The 23,311-nt window shown below is 36.0% G+C and carries 25 protein-coding genes; 11 read left to right on the top strand and 14 right to left on the bottom strand.

From position 1 onward, the window contains the following. Positions 1–38: 38 nt before the first annotated feature. From cas2 to PLEUR7319_RS0103360, 8 genes are all read right to left on the bottom strand, one after another. On the bottom strand, positions 39–311 hold the full coding sequence (cas2, locus tag PLEUR7319_RS0103395; RefSeq protein ID WP_019503805.1) for a CRISPR-associated endonuclease Cas2: 273 nt from the start codon (positions 309–311) through the stop codon (positions 39–41). Between the two features lie 3 nt (positions 312–314). Then, complete coding sequence (gene cas1d / locus PLEUR7319_RS0103390; RefSeq protein ID WP_019503804.1) at positions 315–1,322, bottom strand: type I-D CRISPR-associated endonuclease Cas1d; 1,008 nt, start codon at positions 1,320–1,322, stop codon at positions 315–317. 43 nt (positions 1,323–1,365) lie between these two features. Further along, positions 1,366–1,956, bottom strand: coding sequence for a CRISPR-associated protein Cas4 (gene cas4, locus PLEUR7319_RS0103385; RefSeq protein ID WP_019503803.1), 591 nt, complete (start codon positions 1,954–1,956; stop codon positions 1,366–1,368). A 5-nt stretch (positions 1,957–1,961) separates the two neighbouring features. Further along, positions 1,962–2,837 (bottom strand): CRISPR-associated endoribonuclease Cas6, encoded by an 876-nt coding sequence (gene cas6 / locus PLEUR7319_RS0103380; protein WP_019503802.1) that lies wholly within the window; start codon positions 2,835–2,837, stop codon positions 1,962–1,964. 87 nt (positions 2,838–2,924) lie between these two features. Next, positions 2,925–3,629, bottom strand: a complete 705-nt coding sequence (gene cas5d, locus PLEUR7319_RS0103375) for a type I-D CRISPR-associated protein Cas5/Csc1 (RefSeq protein ID WP_019503801.1) — start codon at positions 3,627–3,629, stop codon at positions 2,925–2,927. Between the two features lie 84 nt (positions 3,630–3,713). Then, positions 3,714–4,697 carry a type I-D CRISPR-associated protein Cas7/Csc2 gene (gene cas7d / locus PLEUR7319_RS0103370; RefSeq protein ID WP_019503800.1) on the bottom strand — a complete coding sequence of 328 codons (984 nt, stop codon included), beginning with the start codon at positions 4,695–4,697 and terminating at the stop codon, positions 3,714–3,716. 101 nt (positions 4,698–4,798) lie between these two features. Beyond that, positions 4,799–8,344 carry a type I-D CRISPR-associated protein Cas10d/Csc3 gene (gene cas10d, locus PLEUR7319_RS0103365; protein WP_019503799.1) on the bottom strand — a complete coding sequence of 1,182 codons (3,546 nt, stop codon included), beginning with the start codon at positions 8,342–8,344 and terminating at the stop codon, positions 4,799–4,801. 101 nt (positions 8,345–8,445) lie between these two features. After that, positions 8,446–8,646: a hypothetical protein gene (locus PLEUR7319_RS0103360; RefSeq protein ID WP_019503798.1), complete on the bottom strand. Its 201-nt coding sequence runs from the start codon at positions 8,644–8,646 to the stop codon at positions 8,446–8,448. 387 nt (positions 8,647–9,033) lie between these two features. Between PLEUR7319_RS0103360 and PLEUR7319_RS0103355 the strand changes: the two genes are divergently transcribed. Next, positions 9,034–9,327 carry a DUF3349 domain-containing protein gene (locus PLEUR7319_RS0103355; protein WP_019503797.1) on the top strand — a complete coding sequence of 98 codons (294 nt, stop codon included), beginning with the start codon at positions 9,034–9,036 and terminating at the stop codon, positions 9,325–9,327. A 45-nt stretch (positions 9,328–9,372) separates the two neighbouring features. On the opposite strand, the gene cas3 is transcribed toward PLEUR7319_RS0103355, so the two are convergent. Both cas3 and PLEUR7319_RS43050 read right to left on the bottom strand, forming a co-directional pair. Beyond that, complete coding sequence (cas3, locus tag PLEUR7319_RS0103350) at positions 9,373–11,553, bottom strand: type I-D CRISPR-associated helicase Cas3' (RefSeq protein WP_019503796.1); 2,181 nt, start codon at positions 11,551–11,553, stop codon at positions 9,373–9,375. Positions 11,554–11,591: 38 nt separating this feature from the next. Then, positions 11,592–11,720: a hypothetical protein gene (locus tag PLEUR7319_RS43050; RefSeq protein ID WP_256380620.1), complete on the bottom strand. Its 129-nt coding sequence runs from the start codon at positions 11,718–11,720 to the stop codon at positions 11,592–11,594. Positions 11,721–11,887: 167 nt separating this feature from the next. Here PLEUR7319_RS43050 and PLEUR7319_RS0103340 point away from each other — a divergent pair, with 167 nt between their 5' ends. From PLEUR7319_RS0103340 to PLEUR7319_RS0103320, 5 genes are all read left to right on the top strand, one after another. Beyond that, a complete protein-coding gene (locus PLEUR7319_RS0103340; RefSeq protein ID WP_019503794.1) occupies positions 11,888–12,748 on the top strand; it encodes a YafY family protein in 861 nt (286 codons plus the stop codon). Between the two features lie 119 nt (positions 12,749–12,867). Then, the gene (locus PLEUR7319_RS0103335) at positions 12,868–13,290 is read left to right on the top strand and encodes a hypothetical protein (RefSeq protein WP_019503793.1); all 423 of its coding nucleotides are present in this window, start codon (positions 12,868–12,870) and stop codon (positions 13,288–13,290) included. A 57-nt stretch (positions 13,291–13,347) separates the two neighbouring features. Continuing rightward, positions 13,348–13,677, top strand: coding sequence for a hypothetical protein (locus PLEUR7319_RS0103330; protein WP_019503792.1), 330 nt, complete (start codon positions 13,348–13,350; stop codon positions 13,675–13,677). Positions 13,678–13,692: 15 nt separating this feature from the next. Next, the gene (locus tag PLEUR7319_RS0103325; RefSeq protein WP_019503791.1) at positions 13,693–13,938 is read left to right on the top strand and encodes a hypothetical protein; all 246 of its coding nucleotides are present in this window, start codon (positions 13,693–13,695) and stop codon (positions 13,936–13,938) included. Further along, positions 13,928–14,437, top strand: a complete 510-nt coding sequence (locus PLEUR7319_RS0103320; protein WP_019503790.1) for a hypothetical protein — start codon at positions 13,928–13,930, stop codon at positions 14,435–14,437. Before PLEUR7319_RS0103325 ends, PLEUR7319_RS0103320 begins: the two co-directional genes overlap by 11 nt. Before the next feature lie 48 nt (positions 14,438–14,485). Here PLEUR7319_RS0103320 and PLEUR7319_RS34085 read toward each other — a convergent pair whose 3' ends face one another. From PLEUR7319_RS34085 to PLEUR7319_RS0103300, 4 genes are all read right to left on the bottom strand, one after another. Beyond that, on the bottom strand, positions 14,486–14,818 hold the full coding sequence (locus PLEUR7319_RS34085) for a hypothetical protein (RefSeq protein ID WP_019503789.1): 333 nt from the start codon (positions 14,816–14,818) through the stop codon (positions 14,486–14,488). A gap of 73 nt (positions 14,819–14,891) precedes the next feature. Then, positions 14,892–16,133 carry a hypothetical protein gene (locus PLEUR7319_RS0103310; RefSeq protein WP_019503788.1) on the bottom strand — a complete coding sequence of 414 codons (1,242 nt, stop codon included), beginning with the start codon at positions 16,131–16,133 and terminating at the stop codon, positions 14,892–14,894. A 283-nt stretch (positions 16,134–16,416) separates the two neighbouring features. Further along, complete coding sequence (locus PLEUR7319_RS0103305; protein WP_019503787.1) at positions 16,417–16,959, bottom strand: helix-turn-helix domain-containing protein; 543 nt, start codon at positions 16,957–16,959, stop codon at positions 16,417–16,419. 99 nt (positions 16,960–17,058) lie between these two features. Beyond that, complete coding sequence (locus tag PLEUR7319_RS0103300) at positions 17,059–18,057, bottom strand: IS630 family transposase (protein ID WP_019503786.1); 999 nt, start codon at positions 18,055–18,057, stop codon at positions 17,059–17,061. Positions 18,058–18,471: 414 nt separating this feature from the next. Here PLEUR7319_RS0103300 and PLEUR7319_RS39905 point away from each other — a divergent pair, with 414 nt between their 5' ends. The 5 genes from PLEUR7319_RS39905 (at position 18,472) to modB (ending at position 23,107) form a co-directional block, all read left to right on the top strand. Continuing rightward, positions 18,472–19,284 (top strand): IS630 family transposase, encoded by an 813-nt coding sequence (locus PLEUR7319_RS39905; RefSeq protein ID WP_019503785.1) that lies wholly within the window; start codon positions 18,472–18,474, stop codon positions 19,282–19,284. Beyond that, a complete protein-coding gene (locus tag PLEUR7319_RS40470) occupies positions 19,278–19,559 on the top strand; it encodes a transposase (protein ID WP_019503784.1) in 282 nt (93 codons plus the stop codon). Before PLEUR7319_RS39905 ends, PLEUR7319_RS40470 begins: the two co-directional genes overlap by 7 nt. Positions 19,560–19,769: 210 nt before the next feature. Beyond that, positions 19,770–20,597, top strand: a complete 828-nt coding sequence (gene modA, locus PLEUR7319_RS0103285; protein ID WP_019503783.1) for a molybdate ABC transporter substrate-binding protein — start codon at positions 19,770–19,772, stop codon at positions 20,595–20,597. A 24-nt stretch (positions 20,598–20,621) separates the two neighbouring features. After that, complete coding sequence (locus PLEUR7319_RS0103280) at positions 20,622–21,218, top strand: class I SAM-dependent methyltransferase (RefSeq protein ID WP_019503782.1); 597 nt, start codon at positions 20,622–20,624, stop codon at positions 21,216–21,218. A 59-nt stretch (positions 21,219–21,277) separates the two neighbouring features. Further along, positions 21,278–23,107 (top strand): molybdate ABC transporter permease subunit, encoded by a 1,830-nt coding sequence (modB, locus tag PLEUR7319_RS0103275; protein ID WP_019503781.1) that lies wholly within the window; start codon positions 21,278–21,280, stop codon positions 23,105–23,107. Positions 23,108–23,311: the final 204 nt, after the last annotated feature.

Genomic DNA, 23,311 nt, shown 5'->3' with positions numbered 1-23,311 from the left:
GTCATTTTCTACACCTATCCTTTCGCGCAAATATTTTACTAAGCAAAGAAAATAGTATTATCTCGAACAGCTTCGCCACTAATACGCTCTATTTTATTTTGGCAACAACTACAGAGAAAGTAAAAACGAATACTATCGGTATCGGAGTTAATTATTTTATTGAGACGCGATCGCAATTTAGCATATTCAGTTTTAGTTAAATCACACTCAAACAAACTATATTGCATCCATTGACCATAAGAAGATAGGATGTCATGAATTTTGGTACGTCGCTTATCTTCAGATATATCGTAGCTAACTATTACAAACATAAATTACTTTAATATTAGTGGAGGGTACTTATCTGTTTCTGCCATTAGATATTTAGCCATAAGCCTAGATTGAATTTCAAAAGCTTCCTGATAAGTACATCGACGTTTGAGAACAAGATGTTTAAATAAGGATTGTTTTTTTTGTTCGTATAAACGGAGAAATATTTTCAATCCTTCTTTAGTTAAAGAAACGGCATGACTTAAAGGTTCGCAAGTAAAGTCATTAGGAGTTAGCTTTTCTTGATTGATAGCATTCAAAACTGTTGTATCAACTACTAAAGGGCGAAATTCTTCCATTAAATCCAAAGCTAATGATGGTCTACCATATCTTTGATAATGAAGATAGCCCAAATAAGGATCGAAACCAACTATGTTTACTGCACTTTGAACATCGTGACGTAGTAATGAATAACCTAAACTCAGTAAAGAGTTTATTGGATCGATGGGTGGGCGACGAACGCGAGACTTGAATTCAAAATTAGGATTTCTCAAGAGTTGATTAAAACTGCCAAAATAAGCTGCACTTCCTGTACCTTCTAATCCTCTTAAAGAATCTATATTATTGGTAAAATCTATTGGTTCTATGGCTTGTTCTAATTTAGTTATTCCTGTATCTAAATCTAGTTCGGGATATTCTCGACGACGGCGCATTAGTAGATTACGATAGTTTTTTAATTTGCCTCGAACGAAGCCTCGAACTAAATGAATAGCTTTCTTTGTTTCTCCCGCAGCCAACCATTGGGCTTTTCTGACAAAAATATTTTTGCTTAATTCTGGCTGTAAACAGCCTTTATATCTACCTGTAGCTGTTAAAAAACTCAGAGGTATTTTTCTCTCTAGTAATTCGTTAACAACCGCAGGGGAAACTGTAGCCTGTCCCAGAATTACTAAGCCATCAATTTTAATTAGTGGAACGTCTAGTAATTTTTTTTTGTCAGTTTTAACTATTAGTCTTTCATCAGTTTTACCAATAAATGAATCATATTCTTGAGTAATATATACTGTTCCCATAAAATCTTGCTCTTAATATAATTTTTGACTAAAAATTGTACTTTTATTCCTTGTATCGCTTTACTTTGTTTACAGCCTGGGGTAGACAACGAGTGTAAAGACTACAATCTTTGCAACGAGGTTTGTAAACTGGAGGTGGCATTTTTCCAGTTTGCATCATAGCTTGAATATCTGAGATTGTGGCGATCGCTTTTTCTCGTAAATTTCTATCTATGTTTACTGGCTGACGTTGGTGGGAATGGGCATAGTATACATATCCAGTACCAATGTTTTTCCCTGTCATTTCCTCCAAACATAAAGCTTGACCGCATACTTGGAGAGCATCATTTTCCCAATCGTCTCTTTTACCTCGTTTGTATTCAATAGGGTATAGTTCGCCAGAATTAGATTCAATTAAGTCTGACTTACCAACAAGTCCATATTTTTCAGATTTGAGCCAGATTGCTCTTACTTGCCAAGTATCTTCATAATTTTCTTGACTAAGAGTATGAACGCGATCGTGTAAACTTGTTCCTTCAATAGTGTAGTGATTATCGATAAAATCCCCCGCACAAAACATTCGCCAGCAGCGATGAGGACAATAAGCGTAATGGTTAAGTGCTGCTATTGGAACATAATTTTCTTCTTTATTCATGACGTTTAAAGATTAATTCTTCTAACCATTCCCATTCCCATAGTGGTCTTCTTTCCCATGCCACAATAGAGGGCAAAATCGGCTAAAGTGTTTAGATACTTGATTTGTTGGGGGTCAATATTTCCCAAAGCTTGATAGTTAATATCCCCAACACAACCGATTAGTTTACTTTTGCTATAGTCGCTGATTACTTCAGTGCGAATGTTGAAATAACTGGGAAATAAAGATTCTAAAGCTAATTCTGCTTCTGGGATTTCAATATTGCTGTATGTATTCCAACGTTTGCGGAGACTCTTAAAAATACTTTCTGGAGTTGGTAAGGAGTTATTGTATTTTCCTTTACCAAAAGTTGTGGGAGTGGCAAAGGAGAAAGTGAATTTGTTATTAGCACTAGAAGCTTCTTCGTACAGGCGATCGTATGGGATAGCATTAGCCCAAGGTTGATTGGGTTGAGATGTACCAAGAATACTGGCGATCTTTAAATCTGCACTCCCTAAATGCCAAGGTTTTTCGGGGTTGATATTCAACCATAGTTGAGTTAATTTCCTGAATAGGCTTTCATCCAACAAAGATATGCGCCACCAACAAGGAGTGTTTACGGGTATGGGTTTTTTGTGTTGATATTGTATTCGATCCCCCCTAAATCCATCTTTAGAAAAGGAGGACTTTTTGTCACCTGTCCCTAGTAACCTATAACCTCTGACCTGTAAAGGAGAAATAGTAAAGGCTTTGTTGGTTTTTTGTTCGTGTAAGTAGTCTCCCAGAGAGCGATCGTAGTGGCTTACAATATTAAGGAATAGGGCGTGTAAATGTTTTCCTTGGGAATATCCTGGGGATATGGGAGCTAGAGGGAGTAGGTTTAAGACTAGACTATAGGGCATAGATAATTAGGTAATAGGTAATAGGTTACAGGGTATAGAAACTTACTAATTTTCCAATAAGAAATATGCTGAAATCTTCAAGTATTCTTAACTGAAACGATATTGCATATTTACAGGAAGTTTTAGATTATTATCAACTTGATAATATTGACCCTGAATTTGAGCATTCCGAATTAAGCTAACGGGTGGCATATTAATCACGTCATAACTAAAGACTTGATTCGTAAACATGACATCTAGAGAGTTTAAAGGATGAGTACAATTAAATAATCCTTGCTGTATTTTGATAGATGATAGTTGTTCAAATATTACCTGGGCTTTACTCATCCATTTACCAAGGCGTATCCATTTCCATTTAGGGAAATGTAGTAAGTTTTCAGAAAAAATAAAAAACTCAAATTGACTTTCTGCTGCTATTTCTTTGGCTCTACCAAAACTAGGAATATTTTTCTGAGTCTTTTCCATTTTGACGTGATAGTTATTATTAGCATATTTCCAAGTATTTAAGACAGAAGTATGAATCAGAGAGCGTGCTGGAGTAACATAGATTTTTTGCTGATTTAAAGGTATTAAATGCTGTTTATATTTTGGTATTTGTTCGGCACAAAAATAGCGATAAGAATCTTTTTCTGCAACAGTGGTAGCGTATTTTTGGCTATCAATCAAACCTAAAGCATAGCAAAGAGCATAATTATGTAGAATTGGTTCAGTTTCGTATAGTCTACCTATTTCACGGGTAGCAAAATAAAGACTATCATGGAGTTCTAGATTACAGCGATAGATAATAGTCATGAGAAGATAAGGAACAGATGACAGGTTATATTAGGGGCGATTCGCGAATCGCCCCTAGATGTATTTTGGAAGATAGACTACAAATTATTTTGATTTAGTGGGTTTCTTGGGTTTTTCGATATATTTACTAAAATAATTTTGTGCTTCTTGATTAGCTTGAATCAGAATTTCTTTGATTTTTTCTTCTTTGCTAGTTAAAGTTTTTACTTCATTTAAAATAGGAGTAAAACTATCGCCAATAAAGTCTTTGTGTACGATGGATTCTTCTGACATTAGTTGTTCAATTGTTTCTTTTGCTGCTTGATTTACTTCATTTTCATTTAAAGGGTCTAGAGAATCTAATTTATCTCCTAATTTGTCATAGATTGCTTGAGTCCAACGTAAATTGCTGACTATTTCTCCATCGGCAAAAATTACACCGATTAATTCATTTCTTACTCTTCCCGTTCTGGTAGTTTGTGCGCCATAGTGACGGGTACGCACAATATTATTAAATACATAAAGAAAACTAGCTTCTGTGGGGTCTTTTAGAGTAACAATACTGGGAAAAAATACTTGAGGACGAATGTGATCTTGCTGGTTAATTCTGCTAGTAACCTCACCATTTTTACTCATAGTTCCATGTTCGTAAGGAGCGTTGAGAGTAAAGGTTTCGTGAGACTCATCAAAAGAAGTAATAGAATAAGCAGAATCTACTACTACTTTAGATTTTTCTGAACCTCCATCGCCGATCGCAAAACCATAGATGATACAATCAGCATTGTTTTTGGCAAAGTCAACGTTGTATTCGCATTCATCTGGTTTTACTAATTCATAATTACGCAATAATTCCCTACCAATTAATCTTTCTGGGGTAGATTGTTTGCGTTTAAACATTGTTAATCTACTAATTGGCTTTTGATGAGTAATACCTGCTCTTACTCTGGCTTTATTTAACTCTCCATCGGTTTGAAATAGAGGATAGGATTCGGTAACGCGAGTAGTTAAAAAATGAGCATATTTCCCCATTGGTTTGTAGGGAATTTCAGTGTGGAAATATTTTGCATCGAGAGATTTTAGAAATGTCATATTTTTCTCCTTGTAGTGTAACTATTGTGATGGGATAGTTTGCAGATCATAATTTTTACTTCTAAGTTTTTTATGTTTAGAAGAGTGTCGAGCAATTTAGACTATTTGGATTCATCTTTATTTTTTTGCTTTGCCTTTTCTCTCTCAAAAATTTTAATATCCTTATCATTTTCCAAACGATATAAAAACTCACAAGTATCCTTAATCAAATTAATTTGTCTTCCTGCCAAGCGAGCGCGATCGCCTGAAAAAGATTTTTCAAATACTTCTTCAACAAAATAACGGGCAAATTCTAGTATTGCTTGTCTTTCTTTATCTCTTTCTTGGTTAGTAAATATCCATGTTCCCTCAGCAGTATTAGCATGAACTCGATCCATTAGTTTAGTAATCTCCGCAGCAACAGCATGAACCAATGTTTCACCATAAAAAACGGTTAATTCGGCTTTTAAAATAGTATTTGCTGCAATATCAATTGGTTTTAATACTGCATTAGCTTTAGGGCTATATAGTTTTTTGGCTCGGTAAAATACACGATAAAGTTCTGTTAGTTTTAGTGGATGATTGAGTTTTGATTGTTCTGTCATAGTCCATTTTTTTGTAGTGAAATCATATTGAGCATAAGCATCAAAGCAGGGATAAAAATGATAAGCATAAAGCTTAATCTTTTCGATTCTTGCCGTATCTACATCATGTCTACGTACCCATTGATTGAGATAATTAAAAACATAAAGAGGGCTAGTTTCTAAATCTTTTGCCAGTTCGGTTAATTTACCCCAGTTAGCGTTGTAACCAGACTTACCTTGTTTGGCATTTACATCTAAATGAATGGCATAGGCAGCAGTTAAAACATTAAGGGGCGCAGAATACTTTTGATCTCCTTCTTGCCAACCTTCTAAGATATAATCGAGCCTAAAGCGATCTCCTTTTGTAAGAACTTTAAAAGCTTGAGGCGCACTATCGAGAAATACTGTTTCTTCAAACTCTGTACCGTCAGTAAATGGGGGAATGGGAGATTCGGAAACCACTGTTTTGACATCTAGAATCATGGGGAAGGCAAAAGCCAACCAAGTAGGCATGACCCAGGATTCTGTATCGGTACTGTCTCTGCCTGGGGGCAATGCCATGAAATAAAACGTCAGGGGTAAGTCATCGGGATAGGACAGTTTAAAGCTATAATCTTTCTTATAATTAGGGTCATCTTCTGGTAAATTTTGCTTGAGTTGTAAATCCTCATCAATCAAGAAAGTGTCTACATTTTGATAGCGTTGTTTACTAAAGTCAGCTTGTAACTCATCGTTAATAAAATGATTTCGTACCCCAGTGCTAAAACGAGTCTGGGCAATATTGGCATAGGCTTTCTGTAAGAATTTGTTGGTTTCTGGGGTGAAGTAATAGGTAGGGTAAAAGTAGATGTAACGATATTTGCCATCTTCAAATCGTTTGCCTACTGCCTGAGTATTGTTCATCAAAATTTGCCTCAGCATCATCTCAATCCCAGCAATACTAGAAATGTTGCGTTTAGCATTTGAACCTCCTAGCATTTGTTTATTGGTATATACCTGGGGAGTGAACAATACCGCCGACTCCATTTGTTCCGTAACGCTGTAAGCAGAATGGGAAATGGAACAAATAGGCTGTCTTCCCCTCCCTGGTTTTTTAGCTAGTTGATAATTATTTAGTTCATCAAGAAATACCTGCGCTGAATTACTCCCATCTTCCTCTTCTCCCCTCTCCTGGTAGGAGCGGTCAGACCCCGCGTCGGCGAAAGACGCAAGGGAATGCTGACCAAGAGAGAGGGGTTGGGGGAGAGGTAACATCACAATACGATTTACCCAGAGTCTCAAGTCATCCCAACCATCAGGTAACTCATATTTATCAACAATAGGCTGAATCAATTCTGCAATAACTTCAATTAACTTTTCTCCCGTTTCCCTAACATCTTCAATTCCAGGATTATGTTGTAAATATTTAGCTGCCAGATAATACCATTCATAAGGTACTCCTCCAGTATTCCCTTTTAGTTTTAGTTCTTTAAGACTTTGATTAATATTCTGTATTTCTCTGATTTGCGGAACATATTGTTCTAAATTCCAATATTCAGCTACCTTAATAATTAAATGTTCGGGTAACAAATTTAGCTCTGGTAAGTCTTCAGCTTTTTTATCTTTTTTACTAGCTTTAATTAAAGCTTGAATCTTCTTAGCCTTTTCCCCATATATCTTGCGACAAATAACATCCCCAAATTCCGCCAGGCGATCGCATCTGATATCATCTTCAAAGGTAAAGTCATAATCTGTGGGTAAAACATCCTTTTGCTGAAACTTGACTAAATTATCACTACGACTTTTAGCAACAGAAAGTTTTTTATCGTTTAAAATCCGCAATGTAGCCCTTAACGCCACCTGCATTAAACCGACAATAGTAAAAAACTGTTCGTAATAGTCTGCATATTTCATTCCTTTCCCATCTCTACCAAAACCAGTCTGGCTTTGCATTAATCTGTCAGCGCACAATTGTTTGATACTAGTAATTACTTTATTTGGGATATATGCAATAGAAATACTCGGCGCATCTTTAGCAGCTAAATATATAACTCCTGTAGGCAGATATAAAAGAGGTTGGTAGTAATTATTGTCTGCTGTATTTAACTCAGTATGCGCCTGAATTAAAGCATTGTTTACTACATTGGTTAATACACCTCGATTTTCCGCCAAGCGATGATAGGTAAACTTTAACTGCCCATCACTGAGATTGTGCATTAAGTTTTTAAGCCTTTGATGTTCGGCATCTTGAGGATGTTTAACTATCGAAGCTAAAGAGTCAGCCAAACAACAAAGATCGGCAATACAAATTAAAGTACGATCTTTTAACTTCGGGCTTAATCCATGTTCTGAAAGATTGAGATTTGTACCGTAACGAACTTGAGTATTATAAGCAATAAATAACAAGTCATCTAGATAATATTGCCATTTTTCATCTTCTTCTAAACCAATATCAAGAAACTTATCTAAACAAAGTTCTGTAATAATCGCGCCGATCATTTCTCGATGTTCTTCAATGGATAGTTTCCGAATATCTATACTTTTATCCTTGTATTTATCTGATAGAGAATCGAATAAACTCAGAACGAATTTTTCAAAGTCGTGGAGAATAAAACTTGCTACTAAAATTCTTAGTTTAAGATCGCCAAACTTCTTAAATTCTCTTTTGACAGTTGTGTCGGTTTGCCTTAGTATTTTGCAAATTAAATAAGCAGGAAACAAACCATTTAACAAATGAGTATTTAAAGACTGATCTCCTGCATTATCTCGCCTGACTCTACTTTTATTTTCTGCTTTTCTTTCACTATCAATGCGATCAAAGAATTTACCACCTTTAGCCGTCACACCAATAGCAAACTTTAATAAATTAGGTAATGGATATTCGGCAAAATCCGCCATTACTAAATCTTCTGTATGTTCGGCAGTAATTGCTTCTCGTAATAACTTCAGTGTTAATAATTCTGATTCTGTTTCAATAGCGCGATCGCTTTTTTCAAAATTAGAATCAAAATCATCGCCAAATAAATTACTATCATTCAAATCAATTTCTGTTTCGTTAAACAAAGATAACTGCTGCGGTATATTTTTATCATTTTTTGTATTCATAATGATTTTTTTCTAATGAATTTTGTTCGGCTTTCATGTTGCTAAAAATATGTTAACGGTAATATTTAGTTAATAAAGCTTTCCCAAACTTATAAACTTAATTACTGCGGAACTAAGTAATATTGATTTTGAAGTCCAATTCTAACTCTTTTTATTTCGAGATTTAGATCGTGACGGGCTTTATAAACCGCATCTCCAAAACGATAGCCAACTTTGATAGCTAACTCTTCTCCCCAATGCCATTTGCCATCAGCAAGTACTTCTAGCAGTAACTCTACTTTTGTTTTTTTGCGCTTTTTCATTTTTGTAACTCCATATTACAAATTGACTATTTCCAAAAATTAACTTAAGCGATAACCGATTGCAAATATTTTTATAAGTTCCGACTTATTTGACTATTTTTACGTTAAATACGTCGGCGACTTATAGAATTAAGGTTTTCTGATTATCTTTCAGGTACACTGAAAGTGAATGGGTGCTTTGCTCAAAATTTTGAGACGAAGAATACTAATTCCTATGAGGAATTGAAATAAATACGTCGGAACTTAATGGCGTAAGCTATTTTCTCCCACTTTAGATAACTAATTCCTATGAGGAATTGAAACTCCAGTATTAAGGGATAGAGACAAGTTATCTTGTTTCACTCCACTGTGTAGGGACTTATTTTTGGTGATATAAAAACAAATATCATGAGTAATACGATCGCACATCATCTTAAAAATACCCACGAACTAATAAATCGCACTTTTCCAGATGGTATAGATAGAGAAAGCTATTTTCCCTTGTTAGCATTGCTCGAATCAGAAATGTCGGATCGCAATCTAGCAGGGACGATCGCTTATTATACAAAAAGAGATTACAGTGAAATTCTCAACGATATTTATGCTGTAAAATCTACTTCTATTCCCTCTACCGAAGCTATAAACAAAGTAAAAACTCGTTTGTTGGCTTGCGGTTACGAAGAATGGTTGAATGAAGAATAATCGGTGGTGAACGTTCTAAACTTGAAGGATAAAAATATACAAATTTTAAACAATCCATGATTCACCCCCTTTGCTTTTAAGCCAATGTGCCAAAGTATCGATTAATAATGCCGATTGCCCAAAAGCAATAGAATAAGGTATCGTTCCATGAATACTATTGCGATCGCTGATAGGATAAATTTGAAAGTGCATCGGTAAACGCAAACGATTTCTAATTTCGGCTACGGGAAAAGGCAATACATAACTAACTAAAGCCTGTTTCTTTAGCTGCTTGTTAATCTGGCTTATCCAATAGTTATCTGGTTGCCATACTTGAATTTGAGTTAAAATCATAACTTTATAGGCTTCTGCGATATCTTTGAGATTACCTTGATAAGTAAATCGCCAATCTAATCTTGACTCCCGATAGTTGCGTAACTTCATGAATCCCAAACAGTAATTAAATCTACTTTTAGGAATGGGTGTCTTTATTTTCTGGCTAGTTGCTTTTAGTAAGCGATCGAATTCAGCCTTGGTAATAGTTTCAATTTCTAAATTACTTAATATTCCTGGTAAAACATAAGTTTTAAAACGATCTGCTTCGTTAGTTTCTGTCAGATCGTATAAGCCACATTCCAAACAACTCACGCCACGAAAACTACTAGCATCTTCCGCTATAGGATTACCAGATTTATTACCTGATAACTGTTGCCATTCCTTTTCCCATCCTTTAATTCTGCCAATGGTTTTTTTCAGACTGGTATTAAATATCTTCTCGCAATCTTGCCTGAAGGCTTCCTGACTACCTTCACTATAGTAGGCGTGTTTGATTCTAGGATGTCCTAATTGCCAACATAACTTAGTAGATTGAACTGCACCCCAACGAGAGTAGTAACCACGAAAATCATTAATCTGACGGTATTCATTCCTAATTACCTGATGGAAAAAAGGGCGATCACATTCTTGTCCATTTTCAAGTGATGCTGAATCTTTAAGAAACAGTCTTTCTACTAAAAAATTGGGAACTAAAGCATAAGCGGTATAGATATCAAACTCAATCCACTTTCCATCTTTTTCATAACCATCATGTCTGCCAAGCCTGCCTAACCTTTGGATAAAGTTACCTGCATCGGCAGACTCAAAGAAAAGAAAATTAATCTTAAAATCAACTCCCACATCAATAGTACTTGTGCCAATAACTAAATCTGCTGCCAAAGATAGACTTTTAGCTTCTTTTCCCGACAATCCCGTATTTTCCCCAACAGTTAAACCTAAAGGCTCTAATAACTCAGTAAACCAAGGTACTAAGCGTTTCACCGCAGCAATTGAATTGAGGATAATTGCTCCTTTACTTCCAGGGTGTTTAGCAAATAATTCTAAAATGAGATCGCTATTTTCTTTCAGCCAGGTTTCCGAACTTGTCGAACCAGATTCTAAACCAATAAAGTTTAAAGTTATTTGACGAGATACTTCACGCCAATTATCGTTTTTCAATTTCAGTGCTTCGGCTTTAGTTGCGGGAAATCGATACTTATTTTCTGCAACAGGATCGATTACTTTAACTTTAAAACCAGCTTTGACTAGGCGATCTATAAAGTCGCGATCAGGAGTAGCAGAAAGAAACAAAAACTTTTTATGACGATTAGTATAGCGAATTAATAGCATCGTATTAATTACACTTGCGATTTGTGGTGCACTGAATACATGAAATTCATCAAAAACAAACAAATCAAATCTTTTATCGATTTTGTTCCACAATAAATCGGGATTGTCGTAAGTTGTTAGATAAGCTCCTCGATGCAGATAATGAAAGATATCGGGATTGGTTAATAATATCTCTGAATTAAATGCACGAGTTTTGAAAGCAGCTTTTTTCTTTAGTCCTTCTTGTTCGGCATAAAGTTCTAAATCTTGCCCGCTAAGACGATTAATTTTTAAATTATCTTCTAATTCAAATTGCTTGAGGTATTCTTTGGCAGAAATTTCTTGATCTCTGGCTAATTCATTAGTAGGGTACATTTTCAAAGCCAGAGAATCACCAACAATAACATCTAAATCTCCTGCTAAAGTTTTACCATCTCCAGTCATTCCTGTATTAATAACCACATCGACTTTGGAATCATTAAGCGATAAGTAAGTTTCCCGTTGATGCCAAGATAAAATCCAGCCATTAGGAAGTTTAATTTCTTTCGGTATTTCATGAGCAGGACATGAATAGATAGGCTTAAGTTGAATAAAATTGTTCATGGTTCAATTATTTCCAGAATTTTCAACTTCAAAATTAACTATTTAGCTATTACTTCCTCTTTACTTCCATATAAGAGAATTTCTACGTAACTATTAATACAGGGTTTTCCCGAACAGATATTGCGATCGATCGCAATCCTAGATAACAAATTTTCTTTACTCATCATGATCTCTCTCTATATTACAAAAATGTTTTAAATATACTTATCTTGAATGATTCGAGATTTTATGGTTTATCTAGCAAAAGCAATTAATTTTTCTCAAATATTGACGATTTGTATTTACAATAATAAGTATATGACGTTAAATCGCATTTTGCAATTACAAATTAGCAATGTCAAGGAAAAAAGAAACGCTTACACTTTCACTTTCGCCAGGTACAAAAGCCAAATTAGAAGAAATAGCCCGTGAATTAGGCTTTTTTTGGGGTAAAAGTCCTTCTCCATCTGCATTTGTGACGGCGATCGCTAATAAAGAAGTACAAGTAGGAGAGCCTTTTTATTTAAGTGATAATCAAATAAAAGCTCTAAGACAAGCCATAAGGATTCTAATAGATACAGGATATACAGCAGAAGCAGAAATGATCGCTCTTCATGTTTTAGATAAATCTCAATTAGAGCTTTCAGTAAAAAAAGAATTACTCAAGGTTATAAATCAACATTTAGATAAATGGCGATTGGTTGTTGAAGAATATATTAAAAATAAGCAACCCTTCGAGATACTTTATACGAATAGTCAAGAGCAAGAATTAATTTTTAACGTACACTTTGCCCAAATAGACTTTCACGAGAAGCGTTTCTACTTAAATATTTGGTGCGAAGAAACAGAAGATGTCTCAGCCGAAAATAAAAAGTATTTCCCCGAAATCCTTCATAATCGATGTTTACGCTTTGATCGAATTCAGGGAATTATTCCCAAATCTGGAGAATGGCGCGGGAGTTTAGATTATCTAGAAGTACACTTACAATTTACGGACTGGATGGTAAAAGCCTATAAACCTAGAGAGGAAGATATTGCGGATGCGATTAGTAACAGATTTAGAAATGTAACTCGTAGAGTCTTTAATCCTTTTTGGTTGATTAGGGAAATTAAAGGATATGGAAAATACTGCAATATAACTAACCCTGATGGATTGCGTAATTGTTTTCGACAAGAATTAATTGAAATATGCCAGTTATACAATATTGAAATTTAGTTCAACAGTGAAATAAACAATATGCAGTTGAGACGGTTAAAGCAAGAATTATCTCCCCACAAAAATTTGCCGAATAATAATTTTGATATTTTTTAATTAAACAACATAATCTATCCAAAATGATTGAACCTATTTCCGAATTTTTTATTGATATGAGCTTAATAGCTGGTGTTTTTGGCACAGTGTTTGGTGCGGTTTTTTATCTTCCTTACCGCATCGACAAACCGAAGAAAATTCTCCGAAAGCTTAAATATCTCTCAGACAGAAGTACTAATAATGGATGTATCACGGCATTCGATCTGGCAACCGAAGCAGAAATAAGTCCCAAAGAAGCCAAAAAAGCATTAGATAAATACATTCAAGAATTAGAAGGAGAAAAATTAGTCTCTGCTAAAGGTGAGGTTTATTACGTCTTTCCTCGTGGAGAAAAAATCTTTAAGGAAGAGACTCAACTACAGTTAGAAAGTGCAACTGATCGCAAAATTAATCGTTTAGAAGAACAAATAACCAAACTTCAAAAACAAATTAAATCCAATAAATGATCTTTATAACCAAGTTTCTGATGAGGAGTATTAGACGATTTTAAAAAAACTAGTTCAATGAAAAACGATCAAGAATACAACGAATTAAAAAAGAAGAAGGAACTGCTTCGTTACCAAGAATTATTAGATTCTTTGCTGTATTTTTTTGCAGAATTAGAACAAAGCCAAGCTCAAGTCATTCCGATGCTCGATGGTTTTGATTTAGAACATAATGATACCTATCTTGAGCTAACTAAGGACATACGAAACACACTTTTGAGTATCATCATCGTATGTCAAAATGCTTCTTATAAATTGTCAAATTATCGAAAATTATGTAATCAAGAACAAAAAAGTGACTTGAAAATTCAAAGGGATGATATAAAGCAACTTTTAAAAAAAACCTAGTCGGAAATAGATAGTTTGTCCTCATCGCAAGAACAGTGGAGACAAAAGAAAGAGGAGACAGAAAAACAAGACAGACTGGATTCAAAAGAGGTAAAAGCACAACTTGATCATGTAGTCAAAGAGAAGGCAGAAAGGACAGCCAAAAGAACCAGAAGAATTGAAAATATCGAGTTAAATTTCCTCCGCTTAAAGTGGGCTTTTTTCTTGATGTTTATTTTGCAAATAGCTATTTTTATCAAAAGTTTTCATCATGGAACTTAAGATCAACAAAATTCAAGCTTTGGCTGATTCATATTGCGCCCAGGAGATGTTCGCCGCCTTAATGCTTAAGCGCGAATTTAACAATTTTAATGGTCGTCAGGTTCTGACTGACCTGATCAAAAACCAGGATTTATGGCTGAGTTTCATCTTTTCTTATGCAGTTTACTATGACGATGATCTTGGCTACAGTTATTCCAAAGTAGCGCAAACTCTTGTGGCAATGGCGAACCAAAAAAATCCAGCCTTGTTGGACTTTGTTGAGTATCCCGTCGATACCTTGTACATTCTTACCGATAAGGACAATGCCAAACTTAGCAAACTATTAGAGTTTAAAGAAAAGTGGCAAGTTGATGAGTTTGAGGTCGTAGAAAGTGAAGATATTATAGCAGCAGTTTCTTCAAAATTTAACCCGACAAGACGCTGCTTAAAAGAGGATTTATATGGCAAGGATTTTTCTAAGAGAAAGGATGGCACGATGGTTACATATTGGTGGGATTAATATCTGTTTGAATATTGGTTAGGATTTCTTCTGTTTTTTAAATTTTGCTCATGATTTTTTATCGAAAATTTTTAATAATGCTAAAAATAATTCTTGGCTATTTTGGGGAAAACTGTAATAGTTAGTATCTTGAATTATTTGATTTTGTTCTAACTTTATAAACTGCCATGTAATACCGTTAGATACAGCACCGTACAGAAATGATATTTGCTGCTCAATTGTTACTGCTACTAGTTCAGAAATTAATTGCTTTGTTCCTCCAACAAAATCATCATTTTTTGGTTCAATAATTAATAGTTCATTATTGCCCCAGACTAGATAATCTAAATTCCCATTTAAACTAATATGAACCTTCTCAAAAAAGTCTGGGGGGCTCGCCACAAAAACTCAGGCTAATGACAGAGAAACTGTCTCAGCGGGGTCGCCCAGGCCTGGTTCTAACGGATTTTGTGGATCAACCACTTTGAAGGGTTTGGCGACCGTTCATCGAGCTAGCAATCAACAAATTGTGAAGCCAATTGTGATGATAGCTAAAACCATTGAGATCGCTAAACGGCGATATCCGTGACGAGCATTTTGAGCGAGTTCTAGCTGCGTAGGGATGGAAATTCCAGATCAGTGCCATCGAACGTAGATATAATCTTGCCGACTCCTTGTCACCATGAAAGTATTGCATAGTGTAGAGTAAACGGTCTTGGTGATTCATCAACCGGTCTACCATATTGCTAGTGCGATGAGCTTGGGGAAATTGATAAGCGACTGTGAATTGAGCAGCACGACGGCATAATTGACGCATCTTGCTTAAAGTGCGTTTCCGTCTGATATGTTTTTTGCTCCAAATCAAAGCTAATCGTATTCCTTGCAAGAATTTAGCAGCAGTAGAGGATTTATAAGCTTTCCAGAGCAGAGCTTTGAGCTTGTTTCTTAAATTGCGATAACTGGGGCTTCCTTTCTGCACTTTTAGCACCGCGTGCAAAAAGCACAGTACCAAAGTCACCGTGGGAAATAGATTAAGCCAAGCCTGTTTAGTTCCGTCCCAAGCATCTGTATTGACTGTCACTGGGGTATAATTGGGGTCGAGAAGACGAGCTTCGGTTTGAAATTCTGCGTATCCTTTAGTTAAAGCTGGCGCACTAGCTGATTCGGTCAAGCTAACTCCCAAAATACAGCCAGATGCTACGGTAGTAGGAAGATAAACTCGTGAACCCCCTAACCAAGTATGTTTTTCATCCGCTACCAGATGTGGAGGCAGTTTTTGAGCGTCTTTGATTGTCGTTCCCACAATCGAGGCTCGACCTAAAGACAGGTAAATACGATACCAGTACATGGCATTACGACCGAAAACATAACTTAAAGCGTCAAAAGGCACACCAAATTGTCTTAAATACATTGGTTTGTCTATTTCGTCGGTTTTTCCTACCATATAAGGCATAATGAAGTCAGGACGCAATTGATAGACCTGCTGATTAGCTTTGAGCTTAATGCGGCGCATTGACAGTTCCTGTTTGCTGGAGACCACCCAATCATGAAAGCTGAACCCTGCTTCCATTTCTCTGGGAAAAATTTCAGGATACTTGGCATAAAGTTGCAGCAAATAGGCTCTATAATTGTGATTATTGGCGATTAGTTGTTGATATTGTTCTTCACTGCTAACGGGTAAACAAATACTTTTATCTCCTCTGATAGAAACTGCCATGCTTGAATTTTTACTGAAAATCAATTGATTGTTTGTTGACTTTATCTCAATTTGATTTCTTTTGTGCTTCAAGCCCCATTATCCTGAGTATTTCTACTACCCACAAAATCCGTTAGAACCAGGTTTAGGCTTGCCTGGTTTGGCTGGAAATAATCTTTCAAGAGCTTGAATACCTGTCATTTCATCGGTACTAACCAAATGAATACCTTGTTCTAATAACTTTAAGGCATTTTGATGCAGTTGACAGATATATTTGACTTGCTTTTTAAATTTTAGGGGGTCATCAATTTTGGGATTTAACCAGTAACGATGGAGATCTGGTTTTAGTGTGGCTTCTTGTTAAAAAACGTCCCGCACTTCGAGGGGAAATCTTTGACACTATTCCTCTTTTAACTGCTTCTGCTGCTAACTCTCTGGCTGTCCAATGACTTACTGGTCTTTCTGATTCTTCGGGAGATTCACAGGCTAGTGCCACTATTTGAACGACTTGTTCTACGCTAAAGAACCTGCTCGTGCCTGAACGTGGGCGATCTTCTAAAACTTGTTTAATCAAGACCATTAACTTTTTGTCAGTTACTTGTTGTTCTTCTGCTGCTGCTAGTTTCTCTTTGTCCTGTCTCCATCGTTCTCGCCACAAGCGTACTTGCCCTCTTTCTAGTTCTAATCTTCGACTAATAGAACTATTGCTCTCTCCAGATGCTGCGGCTAAAATCAGCTTGGCTCTTCTCACCAAACGATCAGGGTTGGTAGTCCCTCTAACTATCTGTTGTAGTAGTGTTTCTTGTCTGCTGGAGAGGTTGATTAGTTTTGCTTTGTTAATGGGCATCGATTCCTTGGCTTCACTCTTTTGCTTAATAGAGTAAGTTTCATTTTATCTGATGAGAGCTTCCTTTTTAACCTGGTGGGCTATTTCCGCCTAGCTGCACTAGACAAAATTAATTGTATATTCCGTACCAAAGTTTTTGAGAATATTTTCGACAGCATCTACTAAAGCAGAATAACTTTCATAAGCATCACTTTCTAACCACTTATACTTAATAAAACGCCAGAGAATTTCTATGATATTCAAATGAGGGGAATAAGTTGGTAGAAAGAAAATCTCTAGTCCTTTTTCTGACCACTCTGCTTCCTTATTCCAGAGAAAGTTATTTTGATGGATTGAAGCATTATCCATGATTAGAATGGTCTTTTTGGTGATTTTTTCACAAAATTGGTCTATACAGGCTACAATGACGTCACTATTAATACTGCATTTAAAAGTGTATACTTCTAGTTCATTTTGTCTGCTTAAAAAGCCTAAGACATTTAATCTTTTACTTTGTTGACTAGGGACTTCGATTTTTTGTTTTCTTTCTTGCCAGGCATAAGGGATATATGGAATTAAACAAAAACCACTTTCATCTACGTATCTAATTTCAATTTCTCCTGTTGACTCTTGTTCTTTTAATTTGTCTAATTCCTTGACTTTTCGGTCGTAAAATTCAGGGATAGGATTTCCCCCTACCCTTCTTTTGATTCTAGACCAACCCATATAAGCTGATTTGATTATTCTTTTTATAGTCTTTTTACTTACGGTGTTTCCCCATTCTCTTAAAATTTTTGATTGGACTTTTTCCAGATTTTTGGGCGTGTCTTTTACCCAATTTTTTATTTGTTGCTGTTGCTCAACAGTAAATAGCTTTTTTCTTCCCCGACCAGGACTATTATAAAGTCCCGAAAATTTAGATGATTCCCAAGCATTAAACCAATTGTAAATTGTATTGCGACTTACTTGAAATATTTCCCTTAATTCTGAGATTTTATAGCCTTGATAACTTAATTTAATACAATGGGCTCTCTGTCTTACTTGATAATATTTACTCTGCTGGTAAATTCTCTTTAAAAGTTTTAATGTATCTTTGTTTAAACCCTTAATATATCTCATCTTAATCTGGTTTCTTTTATTTAGGCGATCGCCGAGCACTTTGGGTTCTCCCGAACTTTCAGCGATTGCCTCAACTTCTCCTATAATGACCCCTTAATTTAACCTGAAAATAGTCACTTAAAACTTTATCTTAAAATATACAATTAATTCTGTCTTACTACTTAAGTGGGTTTTTACAATCGGATTTAGTATTATTGCAAGAATCAGAAAAACTTTCAATCAGTTTTATGGATTAATTTATTCGACTACAACTATCGCACCTTTCACCAAAGTCTTCGTCTAGACGTGACTGGTGAAACTCAAAAATTTAAACGTCGTTATCAACATTTAACACCAGCGATGAAAATAGGACTTATACTAAATCCGATTACCAAAGTAAGTATAAAATAAAGCTGGAGAAGGGAAAAAAATTGAATGCCAAAAACAGCTTATTTAGCCAATCATTTAAGTTCAGGTGAACTTAAAGAAAAATATCTTAAAAGTAAAGACTCTGTAGAAACTAGAAGATGGCATCTACTATGGAAAGTATCTCAGGGCTGGACGATTAAAAATAGTGCCATCGCTGTGGGGTGTTCTTATGCTTATGCTCAAAAGATTCTCAGTCAGTATAACCTCCATGGAGAAGAAGGGGTTGCAAATCGCCAAAATCAAACCAGCAATCACGTTAGAGGGAAAAAAAGGTTACTATCACCACCACAGTTAGAAAAACTCACAAGAGCGATCGCTAAAGAGTCACCAGACGGAGGAATCTGGACAGGAACGAAGGTAGCTCGCTGGATTGAAAAAGAAACGGGCAGAGAAAAAGTCTGGAATCAGAGAGGATGGGATTACTTAAAAAAGTGCGGTTACTCTTGGCAGAGTCCAAGACCAACACATCAAAAAGCAGATAAATTAGAACAAGAAATATTTAAGGCAAATTTTCCCTTAAAAGTCAAAAAACTAGAACAAGAAAACCCAGATGTGGAGGTAGATATATGGTTTTTTGATGAGCATAGGGTGGGACTAAAACCAATACTGAAAAAAGTTTGGTCGAAAATTGGTAATCGACCCGAAGCAATTGTACAACATCGCTATGAATGGTTGTATGTTTATGGATTCGTCAAACCGAAAACTGGAGAAACTTTATGGTATTTAATTCCCAGGGTTAATACTAACTGGCTTAATCTAGTTTATCAACAGTTTGCTATTGATGCTGGAATTAATAATCAAAAAAAATTCTTTTGGTAGAAGATAATGCAGGATGGCATCGCAGCAAAAAAGTGATAATTCCAGAGGGAATAGAGATTGATTTTTTACCTCCTTATTCTCCAGAGTTACAGCCAGCCGAAAGGTTGTGGCAGTTAGTAGATGAACCTCTAGTAAATCAATATTTTGAAACTATTAATGAGATAGAGGACATTTTAGTTGAGCGTTGTTGTGTAGTCAGTGAAATGAAAGATGAAGTTCGTAAATTGACTAACTATCATTGGCTAAAAAACACTTGTTGTTTACCTACTTTCTAAATAGGATTTAGTATTACTTCAACTCAGTTAGAATGGCAAGATTTGATTCTTGCACCCATTCCTGAAAACGCCCATGAATTCTCCACCTCCACTGCTTTGTAGGGACTACCCAAGGGCACAACGTAACATCAAGCTGGCTCAAAATTGTTAGTGGTTAGCGGTTATTCCCTTATTATCAATTTTTGAACTTATTATTTTAAACTTATTATTATGATAAATAACAAAAAGAACTTAGGGGTTTTAAGTATCGGTATTGTATCATTGCTATTAGTAGGAGGATGCAGTCTCCTAAGCAATCTGAGTCTAGAAAATCCTACTCAAGCTACTCCATTAACTCAATTAACGGTATCCGCAGCAGCTAGTCTTAAAGATGTAATGGAAGAAATTGAGCTTCTTTACCAGCAAAAATATCCTGAGACTGAAATTATTTATAATTTTGCTTCTTCTGGTTCACTACAGCGTCAAATCGAACAAGGTGCGCCTGTAGATATCTTTATCTCTGCTGCTAACAATAAAATGAATGCTTTGGAAAAGCAGAGTCTGATACTAACAGAAACTCGTCGGGATTTATTAAAAAACCAAATGGTTTTGATTGCTCCTACAAATAATAATAAAAATAATCTCAAACTTGATAATTTTGACGATTTAACTACTAAAGAAATAAATACGATCGCCCTGGGAGAACCAAAAAGTGTTCCTGCTGGTAAATATGCTCAAGAAGTATTAACTTCTTTAGAGATTGCCGATCAAGTAAATTCTAAAGCTATTTACGGTAAAGATGTCCGTCAGGTTCTTAATTATGTAGCTACTGGTAACGTAGATGCAGGAATTGTTTACCGTACTGATGCCCAAGTTTCGGATAACGTTGCAATAGTTGCTACTGCCCCAGAAACTAGCCATTACCCCGTAATTTATCCTGTTGCCGTAATTAAAGATAGCGATCGCCCAGAATTGGCAACCAAATTAATAGAATTTTTAACCACCCCCGAAGCTCAAACGGTATTTAAAGAGCATGGGTTTGTGTCAGTAATTCAGTAATCAGTAATCAGTAATCAGTAATCAATGAACTCCCCAACCCTAAAAAGAGACTGGAAAGCTTATTACGATATCGTAGCTGATCGTCCGCCAAGAAAAACGATTTTGACGGCACTCGCAGCTTTTGAGCAACCAGGTATAGCTGTAGATCTTGGTTGTGGAGCTGGCAGGGATACAGTAGAAATATTACGTCAAAATTGGGCAGTACTGGCTATTGATCGAGAACCAGATGCTATTCATCGTTTATTAGCTCGTCCGAACCTGAATACCTTGCAATTAACTACTCAAATAGTCGGCTTTGAAGAGGTACAACTTCCCAAATCAGTAGATTTAATCAATGCCAGTTTTTCAATACCATTCTGCTCCCCAGAAGTCTTTCCTACCTTATGGAATCAAATTTTTAATTCTTTGGTTACTGGTGGTAGATTTTGCGGACATTTATTCGGCGATCGCGATTCTTGGGGCAACAGTGAATTAATCAATTGCTTTACGCGATCGCAAGTAGAAACCTTACTAAAACCCTACGAGATCGAACTGCTCGAAGAAGAAGAACATCCAGGCAAAACTCCTCTAGGGGAAGATAGAGACTGGCACATTTTTCATATTGTTGCCCGCAAAAAATAATTTTATTCCTTTGTAATTTATTATTGTATGGGCGGATTCGCGAACCGCCTCTGCCCAAAATGACTAACTTAACTCCCATCTGGATATCCCTCAAAACTGCTACTACTGCCACGGTAATTACCTTTTTCTTGGGCATTACGGCAGCGCGTTGGATGTTGAGTTATCGAGGTAAATCTAAAGGATTAATTGAAGGGTTATTAACTGCTCCTTTAGTACTTCCGCCTACAGTTGTTGGTTTTTTGCTATTGCTGTTATTCGGGAGAAATGGGTTTATCGGTCAAATATTAGATTATTTTGGCATTAAAGTTATTTTCTCTTGGTATGCTACTGTTATCGCCTCGACAGTTGTGGCTTTTCCCTTAATGTATAAAACTGCTTTAGGGGCATTTAAACAAATTGATTCTAATCTACTTGCTTGTGCCCGAACTTTAGGGGCTTCAGAATGGAAGATTTTTTGGCGGATTATTGTACCATTAGCCAAACCTGGATTGATTGCAGCTACTTTATTGGCTTTTGCTCGTGCTTTAGGGGAATTTGGTGCCACCTTAATGTTAGCTGGTTCGATTCCTGGCAAAACTGAAACAATTCCGATCGCGATTTTCTTTGCTGCTGAAGGAGGGGCAATGGATCGGGCGTTAATGTTGGTAATAGTTATGCTGGCAATTTCTCTGGGGGTAATTACGGCGGTTAATTATTGGACTGAAGCTAATAGATATCATAAATCAAAACCCCGTAGAAATTTTCCAGGTAATATTCCTAAAATTAATTGGAGTACACTGGAAAAACGCCAAAAATCTCTAGATTATCCCGTACCTCAAGCCAAAATTAAATTAACTGTCGAGATTCAAAAGCAGCTACCAGGATTTTTATTAGATGTTGCTTTTCAGACAGATCAAACTTCCTTAGGGTTGTTAGGTGGTTCTGGTGCCGGTAAAAGCTTGATTTTACGCTGTATTGCTGGCTTAGACACTCCAGACAAAGGTCGTATTGTTCTCAATGGTAGGGTGTTATTTGATTCCAACCGAGGTATTAATTTACCGCCACGCGATCGCGCTTGTGGTTTTTTATTTCAAAATTATGCTTTGTTTCCCCATTTAACTATTGCCGAAAATATCGCCTTTGGAATGCCGACTAAGAAATCTAGGCAGGAAACTAGACAAGAGATCGAAAAACAGTTAATCGTCGTTGACTTACCTGGTAAGGGCGATCGCTATCCTGGAGAACTTTCAGGAGGTCAACAACAAAGAGTGGCATTAGCCAGAGCGAAAGCAAGTGAACCAGGGATAATGTTATTGGACGAACCTTTTTCGGCATTAGATACTTATTTGCGAGATAAACAAGAAAAAATTCTAAGAAATAACCTCATACGTTATCAAGGAGTGACTTTATTCATTACTCATAATCTAGAAGAAGTCTATCGAGTATGTCCTAACCTGTTGGTAATTGACAAGGGAAAAGCGATCGCTCATGGTACAAAACAAGATATTTTTGAGCATCCTGGTAATTTTAGAACTGCCCAGCTAACTGGCTGTAAAAACTTTTCTCGTGCCTTAGCTATTTCTCAACACCAAATTAAAGCGATGGACTGGAATTGTATTTTAGAAACAATAGAACCAGTACCAGAATTATTAGAATATGTAGGTATTCGTGCTCATCAGCTAATTTTTCCTGATACAGACGATGAGAAAAATACTTTTCCTTGTTGGTTGGCAACAATCAGCGAAACTCAACATCGAGTAACCTTATACCTCAAATTAAATCAACCTGCTAATAATCCTGATGATTATCATCTACAAGCAGAAGTTTTTAAAGATAAATGGATGAAATTAAAAGGTCGTTCTTTTCCCTGGAAAATTCAACTGAATCCATTACGAATTATGCTGCTATAAATCTAATGTCTAAAATATAATGTAAATGTTACATAAGTCACATTAAACACGACTTGGAAGGTTAGAGCGATTGCGCTCCGCGCACTGGCAGAGCCAATCGTAAACAGAAAAATCAAGAATTGGTCACGAGTATTCAAATAATATGAAAAGTGGGAAACTGAAAAAAGAAATATCGCCCAATAAAAATGTTTCCTCTAGTTGGCA

The organism is Pleurocapsa sp. PCC 7319, assembly GCF_000332195.1.
Lineage (GTDB): Bacteria > Cyanobacteriota > Cyanobacteriia > Cyanobacteriales > Xenococcaceae > Waterburya.
The sequence above is the reverse complement of the archived record's forward strand: the minus strand, read 5'-3'. Positions and strand labels throughout refer to the sequence as shown.

Excerpts from the sequence above, each read along its gene's own strand:
- cas2 (WP_019503805.1), bottom strand. The coding sequence starts at position 311 with ATGTTTGTAATAGTTAGCTACGATATATCTGAAGATAAGCGACGTACC.
- PLEUR7319_RS0103330 (WP_019503792.1), top strand. The coding sequence starts at position 13,348 with ATGAAAAACGATCAAGAATACAACGAATTAAAAAAGAAGAAGGAACTG.
- cas1d (WP_019503804.1), bottom strand. The coding sequence starts at position 1,322 with ATGGGAACAGTATATATTACTCAAGAATATGATTCATTTATTGGTAAA.
- PLEUR7319_RS0103335 (WP_019503793.1), top strand. The coding sequence starts at position 12,868 with ATGATTGAACCTATTTCCGAATTTTTTATTGATATGAGCTTAATAGCT.
- PLEUR7319_RS43050 (WP_256380620.1), bottom strand. The coding sequence starts at position 11,720 with ATGATGAGTAAAGAAAATTTGTTATCTAGGATTGCGATCGATCGCAAT.
- modB (WP_019503781.1), top strand. The coding sequence starts at position 21,278 with ATGACTAACTTAACTCCCATCTGGATATCCCTCAAAACTGCTACTACT.
- PLEUR7319_RS0103355 (WP_019503797.1), top strand. The coding sequence starts at position 9,034 with ATGAGTAATACGATCGCACATCATCTTAAAAATACCCACGAACTAATA.
- PLEUR7319_RS0103300 (WP_019503786.1), bottom strand. The coding sequence starts at position 18,057 with ATGAGATATATTAAGGGTTTAAACAAAGATACATTAAAACTTTTAAAG.
- PLEUR7319_RS0103305 (WP_019503787.1), bottom strand. The coding sequence starts at position 16,959 with ATGCCCATTAACAAAGCAAAACTAATCAACCTCTCCAGCAGACAAGAA.
- PLEUR7319_RS0103320 (WP_019503790.1), top strand. The coding sequence starts at position 13,928 with ATGGAACTTAAGATCAACAAAATTCAAGCTTTGGCTGATTCATATTGC.
- cas5d (WP_019503801.1), bottom strand. The coding sequence starts at position 3,629 with ATGACTATTATCTATCGCTGTAATCTAGAACTCCATGATAGTCTTTAT.
- cas4 (WP_019503803.1), bottom strand. The coding sequence starts at position 1,956 with ATGAATAAAGAAGAAAATTATGTTCCAATAGCAGCACTTAACCATTAC.
- PLEUR7319_RS39905 (WP_019503785.1), top strand. The coding sequence starts at position 18,472 with ATGCCAAAAACAGCTTATTTAGCCAATCATTTAAGTTCAGGTGAACTT.
- PLEUR7319_RS0103310 (WP_019503788.1), bottom strand. The coding sequence starts at position 16,133 with ATGGCAGTTTCTATCAGAGGAGATAAAAGTATTTGTTTACCCGTTAGC.
- modA (WP_019503783.1), top strand. The coding sequence starts at position 19,770 with ATGATAAATAACAAAAAGAACTTAGGGGTTTTAAGTATCGGTATTGTA.
- cas3 (WP_019503796.1), bottom strand. The coding sequence starts at position 11,553 with ATGAACAATTTTATTCAACTTAAGCCTATCTATTCATGTCCTGCTCAT.
- cas7d (WP_019503800.1), bottom strand. The coding sequence starts at position 4,697 with ATGACATTTCTAAAATCTCTCGATGCAAAATATTTCCACACTGAAATT.
- PLEUR7319_RS0103280 (WP_019503782.1), top strand. The coding sequence starts at position 20,622 with ATGAACTCCCCAACCCTAAAAAGAGACTGGAAAGCTTATTACGATATC.
- PLEUR7319_RS0103360 (WP_019503798.1), bottom strand. The coding sequence starts at position 8,646 with ATGAAAAAGCGCAAAAAAACAAAAGTAGAGTTACTGCTAGAAGTACTT.
- cas6 (WP_019503802.1), bottom strand. The coding sequence starts at position 2,837 with ATGCCCTATAGTCTAGTCTTAAACCTACTCCCTCTAGCTCCCATATCC.
- cas10d (WP_019503799.1), bottom strand. The coding sequence starts at position 8,344 with ATGAATACAAAAAATGATAAAAATATACCGCAGCAGTTATCTTTGTTT.
- PLEUR7319_RS0103340 (WP_019503794.1), top strand. The coding sequence starts at position 11,888 with ATGTCAAGGAAAAAAGAAACGCTTACACTTTCACTTTCGCCAGGTACA.